This is a genomic window from Novosphingobium arvoryzae (assembly GCF_014652615.1).
Taxonomy (GTDB): domain Bacteria; phylum Pseudomonadota; class Alphaproteobacteria; order Sphingomonadales; family Sphingomonadaceae; genus Novosphingobium; species Novosphingobium arvoryzae.
Genome location: NZ_BMZD01000009.1, coordinates 1 through 11,926 on the forward strand (window position 1 = coordinate 1; position 11,926 = coordinate 11,926).

The 11,926-nt window shown below is 65.5% G+C and carries 9 protein-coding genes and 1 tRNA gene; 3 read left to right on the plus strand and 7 right to left on the minus strand.

Annotation, left to right across the window (positions count from 1 at the left end):
• Positions 1–58: 58 nt before the first annotated feature.
• Together IE113_RS14225 and IE113_RS14230 are read right to left on the minus strand one after the other, a co-directional pair.
• Positions 59–1,075, minus strand: coding sequence for a DUF5681 domain-containing protein (locus IE113_RS14225; RefSeq protein ID WP_189542646.1), 1,017 nt, complete (start codon positions 1,073–1,075; stop codon positions 59–61).
• Positions 1,076–1,616: 541 nt separating this feature from the next.
• A tRNA-Ser gene (locus IE113_RS14230) sits at positions 1,617–1,709 on the minus strand.
• 216 nt (positions 1,710–1,925) lie between these two features.
• On the opposite strand from IE113_RS14230, the gene IE113_RS14235 reads away from it, so the two are divergent.
• Positions 1,926–2,705, plus strand: a complete 780-nt coding sequence (locus IE113_RS14235; RefSeq protein WP_189542648.1) for a DUF1134 domain-containing protein — start codon at positions 1,926–1,928, stop codon at positions 2,703–2,705.
• A gap of 90 nt (positions 2,706–2,795) precedes the next feature.
• On the opposite strand, the gene IE113_RS14240 is transcribed toward IE113_RS14235, so the two are convergent.
• From IE113_RS14240 to lptB, 3 genes are read right to left on the minus strand one after another with little or no spacing between them, the layout of a single operon-like run.
• Entirely contained in the window at positions 2,796–4,811 is a 2,016-nt protein-coding gene (locus tag IE113_RS14240; RefSeq protein ID WP_189542650.1) for an amidohydrolase family protein, read from the minus strand.
• Between the two features lie 40 nt (positions 4,812–4,851).
• On the minus strand, positions 4,852–6,345 hold the full coding sequence (gene rpoN / locus IE113_RS14245) for an RNA polymerase factor sigma-54 (protein ID WP_189542652.1): 1,494 nt from the start codon (positions 6,343–6,345) through the stop codon (positions 4,852–4,854).
• 56 nt (positions 6,346–6,401) lie between these two features.
• Positions 6,402–7,181, minus strand: coding sequence for an LPS export ABC transporter ATP-binding protein (gene lptB / locus IE113_RS14250; protein ID WP_229822524.1), 780 nt, complete (start codon positions 7,179–7,181; stop codon positions 6,402–6,404).
• A 187-nt stretch (positions 7,182–7,368) separates the two neighbouring features.
• Here lptB and IE113_RS14255 point away from each other — a divergent pair, with 187 nt between their 5' ends.
• Positions 7,369–7,776, plus strand: coding sequence for a hypothetical protein (locus IE113_RS14255; protein ID WP_229822526.1), 408 nt, complete (start codon positions 7,369–7,371; stop codon positions 7,774–7,776).
• Positions 7,777–7,855: 79 nt separating this feature from the next.
• Positions 7,856–9,202, plus strand: coding sequence for a TldD/PmbA family protein (locus tag IE113_RS14260; protein ID WP_189542656.1), 1,347 nt, complete (start codon positions 7,856–7,858; stop codon positions 9,200–9,202).
• Between the two features lie 62 nt (positions 9,203–9,264).
• Here the strand turns inward: IE113_RS14260 and ppa are convergent, their stop codons facing one another.
• Both ppa and IE113_RS14270 read right to left on the minus strand, forming a co-directional pair.
• Entirely contained in the window at positions 9,265–9,804 is a 540-nt protein-coding gene (gene ppa, locus IE113_RS14265; protein ID WP_189542658.1) for an inorganic diphosphatase, read from the minus strand.
• Between the two features lie 70 nt (positions 9,805–9,874).
• A complete protein-coding gene (locus IE113_RS14270; protein WP_189542660.1) occupies positions 9,875–11,836 on the minus strand; it encodes a M61 family metallopeptidase in 1,962 nt (653 codons plus the stop codon).
• Between the last annotated feature and the right edge of the window lie 90 nt (positions 11,837–11,926).

Sequence of the window (11,926 nt, forward strand, 5' to 3'; positions counted from 1 at the left end):
TACGTCCGTCATGTTGCCTCTCCTATCCCGATGGCTAATGCACCGTAATGCTGGTGCATTATGACACCGTTGGGGAGAGCGGCATCCACCCCATCTCGGGCGTGCTGGTCGCGCGCACAACGACCGCCTGTTCTCCCTCGCCTAGCGCGTCGTCCGCGAGGCGGTTCACAGCTTCCTGGACAATCCACGAGTGGAGCAGGATGTGGCGACGAGCTCGCCGGTTGATGAGCCGCAGCCGTTTGAGCGAGGAGAGGCGGCAGGTGGTGTCTTCATGCAGTCCATACACCAGCCTGACGGTTTCGTGCTCCTTGCCGTTCCAGCGTTCGAGCAGCGCAGCATTCGCAGCACTCTGCAAGACCTGTGCAATTGCCTTGTCCCCCTTCGCCGCCTTGAGGCCGAGTTGGTAGATCAGGCCTTCGATGCGGGTCACCTGCCGGATCTCGTCTCCGATCTTCATCGGCAGCAGCTCTTCAAAGAAGTTGCCAAAGGGCCAGTGAACTTTCTCCCTGAGCGGCCGCCCACGCGGGTTGCCGCTTTCGCCCTTGCGGAAGCGGGTGGATTCGGGCGACCGCTTCGGATTCGGCACCACGTAGAGCGGATCATCTTCAAGTCGGTAAGACACACGCTCGTGCAGACCGTCCTGCCACAAATGCGGCACAGTTCGTTTCCAGTCGCTGGCGTTCAGGCAACCGAACCTGGCAAACGCACACTCGATTACCCAAGGGGCGATCCCAAGCTTCGCAAACGGGCGGTCGTCAGTCGCACGCAAGATATCCAGCAATTGCATGGCCGGATCCGCCGAGACCTGTTCATTATTCTCCAAAACAAGTTTGCGCCGCGCGAGCTGGAAGTGCTCCGTCCTTGCACGGTCGTGTTCCCGAGCCATCTTGAGCATGGTCCGGGCTGCCTTGGATTCGCCATCAAGGGCAGACTTGAAGGTCTGCCTGAGAAGAATCTCGTGAAGTGAAAGCGCGGTCTTTTTGCCCTTGCCACCGAAATTCAGCAACGGCTCGAATGCAATATCAAGTGCCCTGCGCCGCGCAGGGTCAGTCTCGCGTTTTGGCCTGCGGCCCATTTCTAATCTCCATCGGGGCGAACAGATCGTGTCGCGCCGGGCCCCGTCCGACTTGCGGAGCAGCGTCGTGTCACGACCTCGGCGGAAGAAGGGGGGAAATGGATTCCGCGGCGGACCTGGGCTTCGGGAGCGCGATTGCGAGCAGCAGGAAATAACGCCCTGATTACACAGATTATCGCCCTGTTATCACCGGAAACAGGCCTGATATCATCCCGCTCGAACCAGCAGAAATGGCAGAATTACGGGACTTTATCGCGGTTTTGGTATTCGGATATGTGCTTGTGGGAATTTCATGCCGTCATGGCAAGTCCGCGCAGCATTTTTCGACCCCCGCACCAGCCTTCCGCCTTTCGGCCAGACCAGCCCTGAACACGCGATTGGGTACTAAACTTTGGTTCTCCGCTCGCGATCGCGGTAAATTCCGGGTGCAGGTTCTCTCCCGGTCCACTTTCATGGTACCGATTTTGAATCGGTATGGGCGGAGTTCCGCAGGTTTGCGGCGCTGGGTTCGAGGTGGAGAGAAAAGTTTGTCCCAAAGGACTGGCGGAGACGGAGGGATTCGAACCCTCGGTACCGGATTTACCAGTACGACGGTTTAGCAAACCGTTGGTTTCAGCCACTCACCCACGTCTCCGGATCGCAGCGGCGAAGCGGCGCTATAGCGGGGGGTTTTGGGGGCGGCAAGGGGGGATGGGAGGATTCTTTGCGATAGCGGGCAGGCGCGCGCGGGACGGGGTGGGGACTCGTCTGGCCGCAAAAGCGACTCGATTCATCGCCGGTGCATTGTGGCGCGGGCAGGGTTGGATTCTGTAGGGTTGCGGGCCTCCGCGCGCAGGAAAAAGGGTACAGGATGAACAGGATGACGGCTGGATTCGGTTCGGCGCTGCGCGGGGCGCTGCTGGGCATGATGGGAGCGGCGGCATTGTTCGGTGGCGCACCGGCTGTGGCGCAGGTTCAGCCGGTCGATCCCGACAAGGCCATTGATGCCGACCTGGCGCAACCGGCCGCCCCGGCAGCGGCTCCGGCTCCGGTTCCGGCGACCGCTGCGGCGACGCCTTCGGTCGATGTGGCTCCGGCCGCGACGGCGACGACCACTGCCACCGATCCGGCGATGACCCCGCCACCCGCCACCACCGCGCCCAAGCCCGGCACCTACAAGCAGGACGACCTGATCGGCGCGGCCGAGGGCGTGTTCGGCAAGGGCGCCAAGGGGCTGGCACAGATGATCGAGGACCTGCTGAAGAAGCAGGGTGAACCGAACGGCTATATCGTTGGGCGTGAAGGCGGCGGGGCGCTGGTCGTGGGGCTGCGCTATGGCTCTGGCACTCTGCACCACAAGGTGGAGGGGCAACGCCCGGTCTACTGGACAGGCCCGTCGATCGGGTTCGATGCCGGCGCCAATGCCGGCAGCACGTTCGTGCTGGTCTACAACCTCTACAACACCGAAGACCTCTACAAGCGGTATCCGGCGGGGGAGGGGCAGGCCTATCTGGTCGGCGGTTTCAACGCCAGCTACCTGCGGCGCGGCGATGTGGTGCTGATCCCGATCCGGATGGGGGCAGGGCTGCGGCTGGGCGTGAACGCCGGCTATATGAAGTTCTCAAAGAAGCAGAAGTGGCTGCCGTTCTGACAAAGGCTGGTCGCATCCGCGAATAGCCTGCGGCACCGGGCCGCTCCGAAATTCGCCCATTCGTGAATTTCGGAGCGCCCAGTCCCTGTTTCACTTCACCTCTGGCGCGGTGGTGAACGGCTTGATCCCCAGGCGCGGATAGATTTCCGGCGGGTAGTAGAACGCGCCGTCCTTCACCACCATGCGGATCGCCTTGATCGCTTTCAGATCCTTCGTGGGATCGCCGGGGATCAGGAAGAAGTCGGCCAGCTTGCCGCGCTCGATGCTGCCGAGCTGCTGGTCCTGACCCAGGTATGCAGCCATTTCCAGCGTCGCGCGCGAGAGGACGTCGGCCGGGCTCATCCCCAGTTGGCCGAACAGTTCCAGTTCGCGGTGATAGGTGAACGCACCGCCGGTGTCGGTGCCGGGGATCAGCAGGATACCCTTGCGGTGCATCTCACTGAGGGTTTCGACGATCTTGCCATAGGCGGCGATGTATTCGGCGCGCTGCTGGGGCGTATCCGCGCCGAACAGGGCCTGCTTCAGCTGGCGCTGCTCGGCGGGGGGCATGTGATCGATATAGTCGATCGCACCGGGGTTGGGCTTGCCGTCGAGCGCGGTCAGCCCGAGTTCGTGGATGCCGATGGTCGGCTCATGCGCGACCTTGTTCTTCACCATGGCATCGAGCGTGGACTGGACCTTGGCCGATTTCACGTCGAGCGAGGGGAAGCGGCGCATCGCGGTGAAGCGGAACAGGGTGCGGGTGTCCTCACCCGGATTGAGCACCCAGCCCAGCATCAGCTGGTTGACGTGGGTGATCTCGTCAAACCCGGCGGCGATCATTGCGTCGGCGGTGGAGAACGCCGGAACGTGGCCCGCGACCCTGAGGCCAAGGCGGTGCGCCTCGGCCGTGACGGGGGCGGACCATTCCGGGTTCATCGAGTTGTAGAGCTTGGCCTGCCAGAATCCGCGTGCGGCATACTTGCGCACGGCGTCCATCGCCTCGGCCTGGGTGGAGACGAGCGTGCCGGTCATCGAACTGAACGGGCTTTTCCCCTCGATGAAGCCGCTGCGCACGATCCGCGGGCCGGCGACTTCGCCCGCCTCGATCCGGGCGACCAGCTTGTCCAGCACGGCATCGTCGTTGCCCATGTCGCGGGTGGAGGTGACGCCCGCCAGCACGTTGAGCAGCGCGTCTTCCTGGCCGATGTGGCCGTGCATCTCATAGAGGCCGGGAACCAGCGTCCCGCCCGCGCCATCGACCGTGGTTTCGCCGGGAGTGGCAACGCTGCCGGTGGGGACGACTTCGGCGATCTTCTGGCCGTACACGACGACGTCGCGCGGATCGGTCAGCGCCTTGGCCTTGGGGTCGAACAGGCGGACATTGCGGATGCGGACCGGCCCGGCATAGCGCTTGGCACCGTCCTTCTGCAGCATGGCAAAGCGGTCTGAGGCCAGCTTTTCCGACAGGTCGCGCAGCGGCTGGTCGGCGGCTTTTTCATAACCCGCGCGGGCCATAATGAACCCGGCACTGGCCAGCGCGAACATGTCGCCTTCAGCATCCAGCGTGATGTAGGTGGGGTTGAGCGAAAGGCCCGCCAGCTCATAGGTCACGACCTCCAGCTTGCCGTCGGGGCCGTCAAAGCTGTTGCGGGCGCGTTCGGTCAGCGTGGCGGTGCCGCCGGGGGCGACGGGCATCGACTTGTCCGGATCGGCCAGCAGCGCCTTGGCCAGCGCGGCAACGTCATAGGGCGAACCGTTCTGCGTGACGTAGTAACGCGGGGCGTCCTTGCCCTTGATGCTGCCGGGGCCGGCCAGATCCTTCCATTCCACGCCCTTCCCGGTGCGGCGGAAGCTTTCGCTCACCGCGTTGCCGAAGGTGGTGCGCCCGGTGATCGTCCAGTCCAGCGGCGTGCCGTCCTTGTCGAGCTTGATCGTTTCCTTGATCGTCGGCCCGCGCCCGTTCTGCTTGTAGTCATAATCGATGCTGACGGCGCTGCCTTCGCGGTCGATCCTGAAGTGGCCGATGTCGCGGCTTTGGGTGAGGACGCGGTATTCGACCGGCTTGGCGGCGAGCGGCGCGGCGAACGCGGCCACCGCAACGGCGGCGAGCAGACGGAACTTCATGGATAGTCTCCCGGTTGGGTAATAGAGCCAGCTTAGCGGATCAGCGCACCCCTGCCAGTGCCTTTTGTCGCCGCCGCTGGACCGAACTGCCAAGGCCGATCGCCTCGCGGTATTTGGCGACGGTGCGGCGGGCGAGGTCATAGCCGCGCGCCTTCAGCAGATCGACCAGCGCATCGTCCGAGAGGATCGCCTTGGGATCTTCGGCGTCGATCAACTGCTTGATCGCGGCCTTCACCGCCTCGGCCGATGCGCCGCCTTCGCCATCGGCCCCGCCGACACCGGAGGTGAAGAAGTATTTCAGCTCGAACGTCCCGCGCTCGCACAGCAGGTACTTGTTGGAGGTCACGCGGCTGACGGTCGATTCGTGCATGCCGATGGCTTCGGCCACGGTGCGCAAGGTCAGCGGTTTGAGCTGCGACACGCCGTGGCGGAAAAAGCCGTCTTGCTGCTTCACCAGTTCGCTGGCGACTTTCAGGATGGTCTTCTGGCGCTGGTCCAGCGCCTTCACCAGCCAGTTGGCATCGGCCAGCTTGTCCGACAGCCAGCCGCGCGCGACCTTGTCATCGCAGGCGCCGCGCATTTCGACGTAATAGCTGCGGTTGACGATCAGGCGCGGCAGGGTCGCCTGGTTGAGCTGGATATTCCAGCCGCCATCGGCGCGCGGCGTGATCAGGATGTCCGGCGTAACCGGCTCGCCCCCGCCGGTGGCAAAGCGCAGCCCCGGCTTGGGATCGTATCCGCGCAGTTCGGCCAGCATGTCGGCAAAATCTTCGTCATCGACCCCGCACATCCGCTTCAGCCGGGGGATTTCGCCGCGCGCCAGCAGTTCCAGATTGTCGATCAGGCGGGCCATACACGGATCGTAACGGTCCGCCTCTTTCGCCTGCAGCGCGACGCATTCGGACAGCGAGCGCGCGCCAACCCCGGTGGGATCGAAAGTCTGGACCAGCGCCAGCGCCGCTTCGACCTCGGCCAGCGGCACGCCCAGTTCGGCGGAAATGTCGCGCAGCGGCGTGATGAGGTAGCCGGCATCGTCCAGCTGGCCGATCAGGTGGCGGGCGATGAACGCCGCGCGGGGATCGCGGGTGGCCGGGCCGACTTGCGCGTGGAGGTGCTCCGCCAGTGTCGGTTCGCCCGCGCCGCGCTCGTCGATTTCGGGGCCGGCCTCACCGGGCTGGATGCGCGCGTCGGCGCTCCAGTCTCCGGTGTCACGGTCACGGTCGAGCGCGGACACATCGATATCGAGCGGGCGATCCTCATCCGCGCGGCCTTCGCTGACCAGCTGATCGACGGGCGAGGATTCCAGCGTCGTGCGGCGCAAGTCCGGATCGGCGGCCGCGGATTCGGTGGGCGCTTCCGCCGGGGCGGGGGCGGCATCGCCGATTTCCAGCAGGGGGTTCGCGTCCAGCGCATCGCCGATGAACGCCTCGATCTCGAGGTTCGACAGCGCCAGCAGCTTGATCGCCTGCTGCAACTGCGGCGTCATCACCAGCGACTGGCTTTGCCTTAGGTCGAGGCGCGGCCCCAGTGCCATCGCTCAGCCGCCGCGTTTGCGCCCGTGGACCTTGGGTCCAGTCACCTTGGGCCCGGTCACAACGTGAAGCCTTCACCCAGATAGAGGCGGCGCACGTTCTCATCGGCGACCAGCGCTTCGGGGCTGCCCGCGAACAGCACCTGCCCGCCATAGATGATGCAGGCGCGATCCACGATATCCAGGGTTTCGCGCACGTTGTGATCGGTAATCAGCACGCCGATGCCGCGCTGCTTCAGGTCTTTCACCAGATCGCGGATATCGCTGATCGACAGCGGATCGATCCCGGCGAAGGGTTCGTCGAGCAGCATGATCGACGGTTTCGCGGCCAGCGCGCGGGCGATTTCGCAGCGGCGGCGTTCCCCGCCGGACAGCGCCATGGCCGGGCTTTCGCGCAGCCGGGTCAGGCCGAATTCGCCCAGCAGGCGTTCCAGTTCCTGCGCGCGCACGTCCTTGTCCGGCTCGATCAGTTCCAGCACGCAGTTGATGTTCTGTTCAACCGTCATTGCCCGGAAGATCGACGTTTCCTGCGGCAGATAGCCCAGCCCCAGGATCGCGCGGCGATACATCGGCAGGTTGGTGACATCGACCCCGTCCATCAGGATGCGGCCCGAATCCGGGCGCACCAGCCCCATGATCGAATAGAAGCACGTGGTCTTGCCCGCGCCGTTCGGGCCGAGCAGGCCCAGCACTTCGCCCTTGCCAACCGACAGCGAGATATCGGTCAGCACCGCCCGCTTGTCATAGCTCTTGGCGATCGAGATCACTTCCAGCCCGCCTTGCGGGATGGGCGGCGCGGCATTGGCGCGCGGCTGCTCTGACTGTGCGGTTTCGGTCATGTCACGAACCATTTAGAGAGCCGCGCGGGTCGGGGCAAGCGCACTTGGCAGGGTTCATGCATGACAGGGGCGCGGGTGTGCCCGCCCGGTCACGCCGGCGCGGCCGCGCGAACTTTGGCAAACCGGGCTTGATCGCCGCGGCCTTCGGTGATTTACTCATTCTTCGGGGAATATAAGGGGAGTGCCGATGATCAAGGCATGGAACGGCGCCAACGCTGCGCAAATCGGGGATGCTGAAACGGGCCGCGTCGCCAAGGGCAAGCCGCTCGACTGGCGCAAACGGATGAGCGACCATGTCGCTTATGCCCTGCTGGTCTACACGGCCTTGCAGATTTTCGTGACCATGGGCGCGCTTCACGCCAAGGGCACCACGATGCTGCCCTATTTCGCGCTGGTCATGCTGGTTGCCGCGATCATTCCCGCCTGTCGCCGGTTCGAACGCCGCTGGGCGCGGCTGAGCGATGCCCAGGCCGCCGACATGGCCTTTGCCGCCGATTACCGCCGTGATCGCGCCTGGCTGTGGGCGCTGGCGATTGGCCTGCCGTTTGCCGTGACCGGCCTGTTCAAGGCGCTGGCCTACATCTTCGGCGGTTGATTGCGATCGGGCCGATTGCCCTTGGCCTGATCAATCCCTAGATCGGACGCTCCTGAATTTGCGGAGCGTCCATCACCCCATGCTTTCTGCCCAACAAGCCCAGGATCGCGCTGCCGCGCTGATCGATCTTGCCCGCCGTGCCGGTGCTGATGCGGCCGATGCGGTCTATGCCGGCGGCCTGTCGGAAGGGGTGCAGGTGCGGCTGGGCAAGCTGGAGGACGTGGAGCGCAGCGAGAGCGAGCATCTGGACCTGCGCGTGTTCGTGGGGCGGCGCTCGGCCAGTATCGGTTCCAGCGATCTCAGCGATTCGGCGCTCAAGGAACTGGCGGAGCGCGCGGTGGCGATGGCCAGCGCCGCGCCGGAGGACCAGTTTGCCGGGCTGGCTCCGGAAGAGCTGCTGCTGCGCGGCGGCTTTCCCGATCTGGACCTCAACGAAGCGGCTGAACCCAGCCCGCAGGAACTGCTGGCGCTGGCGCAGGCGGCAGAGGATGCCGCGCGCGGCGTGGCGGGCGTGACCAACAGCGAGGGCGGCAGCGCCGGAGCAGGGCAGCGGGTGTTCGCGCTGGTCACCAGCCATGGCTTCGCCGGGGCCTATGGCGGCACCAGTCGCTCGCTCAGCGCCAGCGTGCTGGCGGGTGAGGGCGCGAACATGCAGCGCGACTATGCCTGGCGCACCGCGCACCACGGTGCCGACCTGCCGCCGCCAGAGGAAATCGGCCTGCTGGCCGGGCAGCGCGCGGTCGCACGGATGAACCCCGGCCGGGTCAAGAGCGGGGCGATGCCGGTGGTGTTCGATCCGCGCGTCGGCGGTTCGCTGATCGCGCATCTGGCGGGCGGCATGTCGGGCAATGCGATTGCCCGGCGCGCCAGCTTTCTGCTCGATCATGCCGAAGGACAGCTCTTTGCCCCCGGCATCACCATCGTTGACGATCCGCTGCGTCCGCGCGGGCTGTCCTCGCGCCCGTTCGACGGGGAAGGGCTGCCCACGGCGCGTCGCAATCTGGTGGAGAACGGGCGCCTGACCGGCTGGCTGATGGACAGCGCCGCCGCGCGCCAGCTGGGCGGCCAGCCGACCGGCCATGCCGTGCGCGGCGCGGGCGGATCGCCGGGCGTTTCGGCCAGCAACCTGCACCTTGAACCAGGCGAGCTTTCCCCGGCGCAGCTGATGGCCGACATTGCCGACGGGGTCTATGTGACGGAATTGATCGGCCACGGGTTGAACCCGGTGACGGGCGATTACAGCCGGGGGGCTTCTGGCTTCCGGATCGTCAACGGGGAACTGGCCGGGCCGGTCGCGGAATTCACCATCGCGGGCAACCTGATCCCGATGTTCGCGGCGCTGCGCTGCGCCAACGATCTGGAATGGCACCGGTCGGTCAACGTGCCGACCATCCGCATCGATGGAATGATGATCGCGGGGGATTGAGGGGATCCCCCCTCGCCGCGGGGCGAGAGGGGGAACCGGATCGGGCCTTGGCGGCCCTGGCCTTACTTGGCCTTGCTGGCTTCGTAGCGCTCGATGCATTCGTGCACGATGCGCTTGGCATCGTCGGCATCGCCCCACTTGCCGATGCGGACCCACTTTTCAGCTTCCAGGTCCTTGTAGTGGGTAAAGAAGTGTTCGATCTGCTGCAGCACGATCGAGGGCAGGTCCTTGCGTTCGCCCACGTCGGAATAATACGGGAAGGTCGAATCGACCGGAACGCAGATCAGCTTTTCGTCGCCGCCATGCTCGTCTTCCAGGTTCAGCACGCCGATCGGACGGGCCCGCACGACGCAGCCCGGCACGAACGGCGAGCGCGCGATCACCAGCGCGTCGAGCGGGTCGCCATCGTCCGACAGGGTGTGCGGCACGAAGCCGTAGTTCGCGGGATAGCGCATCGGCGTGTGCAGGATGCGGTCCACGAACAGCGCGCCAGAGGCCTTGTCGAACTCGTACTTCACGGGTTCGCCGCCAACCGGCACTTCGATGATGACGTTCAGGCTATTGGGCGGATCATCGCCCACGGGGATCATGTCGATACGCATGGCCGGGGCCTTAGCCCCGACCATGCTGCACTGCAACGTCAGACCTTGGTCTGATTCATTTTTTTCAGGTTCACTTCTTGCCCTTGGTTCCGGCGCCAGGGCGCTTGGGCATCAGCAGCAGGTCCAGCCCGGTCGGGGCGGTGCCGGGCGCGGCGCGTTCCAGCCACGGGTAGCGCAAGCCGCCGCGGTAATCGATCTTCACCGTCTGGAACTTGTCCCCGCGCTGGAACAGCAGCTCAACCCCGCGCCCGTCCTTGGCCGCGGTGATCGCCTTTTTCAGCTCGTCGGCGGTATAGGCGATGCCGTTCACCGCCAGCACCCGCGATCCGGTGACGACCCCGGCGTTGAAGGCCGGGCTGTCCCACTGGGTGGAGGTGACGCGCGCGTCCTTGTCGATCGACACGCCCAGCGACCAGGCCAGCGGCAGGTTCTTCGCCTCGGCCATGCGGGCCTTGTCGAACGGGTTGGGCTCTTCCTTCCAGACCAGCTTGTAACCGCCCTTCTCGATCCCGCCGACCGGCGCGGGCTGGCCCGGCTGGTTCAGGCGGGTGTCGATGAAAGTCGCCCAGTCATAGGGATAGACCTGGCCCAGCTTGGTGACGATCTCGTCCACTTCGAACGTCAGCTGGCCCCAGTCGCCATCGCGCATCCCGAAGAACAGCTTGGCGAAATCGTCGATGCTCTTCTTGCCGCCGGTCCCGGCGCGGATGATCTGGTCCGCTTCCAGCCACACCAGCGCGCCTTCGGTGTAATAGTCCTCGTTGCGGGCGAGCGAGGCATAGGGTTTGGCCTTGCGATTGCCGAACACCGGATCGAACCCGGTATCCTCCACACTGCGCCAGCGGCGGCCCGGCTGTTCGGAAAAGTTGCCGGCCCACCCGGCCAGCATCCCCAGCACCATGTCCTTGCCCTGCAAGCCGGACCGCGCGGCCAGTACGAGGCCCCAGAACTGGTCCTGCCCTTCATAGGTCCACAGCAGATCGCCCTGCATCGGCTGGCGATAATCCGGCGTCCACAGCCGCGCCGGGCGGCGGAACTTGCCCGACCAGCTGTGCGCGTATTCATGCGGCAGCAGGTTGCGGTCGTATTCGTTCTTGTCCCACTCCAGGAACGCGTCGGGTTCCAGCTGGTTCTCGCTGGAGCGGTGATGCTCCAGCCCGATCCCGCCCATCCGGTCGGTCAGCGCCAGCAGGAATTCATAGCGGTCGAAATGATTCGCCCCGAACGCCAGCCGCGCCTCGGTCACGAGGTTGCGGTGCAGTTCGATATGCTCGGGCTTGGCCGCCAGCTGCTCCGGCTTGTCGGCGACGACGTTGAGCGTGACGTTCTGGCCCAGGTCCCACTTGCGGAAATGCTTGCCCGCAAAGATCGGCGAATCGACCAGCACTTCGTAGTTCGTCTCAGCCCACGACAGGCGGTTGCCCTCTGCGCTCTGCCCGTCGAGCGCGACGGCGGCGGTCCAGCCCTGCGGCAGGGTGACGCTGGGCTTCACCTTGATCTGGCGGACGTAATGGCCCGCGGGATAGAGGCTCATCTTCTCCCACTGCAGGTTGAGCATTTCCTGCGTCATCGTGATCCGCCCTTCGCTGGATTGCAGCGGGCTGGTGTGGATGAAGCGGGCGACCACGTCCTTCGCCCCGGCGGGCACGGTCACGTGGAAGGCGTGCAGTTCCACCCGGTCGCGCTTCCATTCCAGTTTCTGGCCGCCCGCGGTGAACGACAGGTCGACCAGTTCGGCCATTGGCCCGCGCGGGGCGTGGTTGCCGGGCAGCCATTCGGGCAGCAGCAGGGTCAGCCGGGTCGTGCCGGGGGCGACGGGAATCGTCTGCGTCACGCGATAGACGCCGCGCACCGTATCGCTGGCATCGATATCCAGCTGCATCGTCCCGCCCGGATAGGGGGTATCCACCGCGTCCGGCACCGTCGCCACGATCGGCACAGCGGCCGGGGCGGAAAGCGTGGCGGCGATGGAGGCGGTCGAAGTCGCCAGGGCGAAGGCGGCCAGCAGGCGGCCAGTGGTCGTCTTGATCATCGTCGACCCATGCAAAACCCCCGCGCGCGCGGTCAATCCCGCTGCGGGGCAAACCAGACGGCTTTTCGACAAAGTGCAAACCGGGTAGGG

Coding starts and splice junctions, on each gene's coding strand:
- IE113_RS14225 (WP_189542646.1), bottom strand. CDS start 1,075: ATGGGCCGCAGGCCAAAACGCGAGACTGACCCTGCGCGGCGCAGGGCA.
- IE113_RS14235 (WP_189542648.1), top strand. CDS start 1,926: ATGAACAGGATGACGGCTGGATTCGGTTCGGCGCTGCGCGGGGCGCTG.
- IE113_RS14240 (WP_189542650.1), bottom strand. CDS start 4,811: ATGAAGTTCCGTCTGCTCGCCGCCGTTGCGGTGGCCGCGTTCGCCGCG.
- rpoN (WP_189542652.1), bottom strand. CDS start 6,345: ATGGCACTGGGGCCGCGCCTCGACCTAAGGCAAAGCCAGTCGCTGGTG.
- lptB (WP_229822524.1), bottom strand. CDS start 7,181: ATGACCGAAACCGCACAGTCAGAGCAGCCGCGCGCCAATGCCGCGCCG.
- IE113_RS14255 (WP_229822526.1), top strand. CDS start 7,369: ATGATCAAGGCATGGAACGGCGCCAACGCTGCGCAAATCGGGGATGCT.
- IE113_RS14260 (WP_189542656.1), top strand. CDS start 7,856: ATGCTTTCTGCCCAACAAGCCCAGGATCGCGCTGCCGCGCTGATCGAT.
- ppa (WP_189542658.1), bottom strand. CDS start 9,804: ATGCGTATCGACATGATCCCCGTGGGCGATGATCCGCCCAATAGCCTG.
- IE113_RS14270 (WP_189542660.1), bottom strand. CDS start 11,836: ATGATCAAGACGACCACTGGCCGCCTGCTGGCCGCCTTCGCCCTGGCG.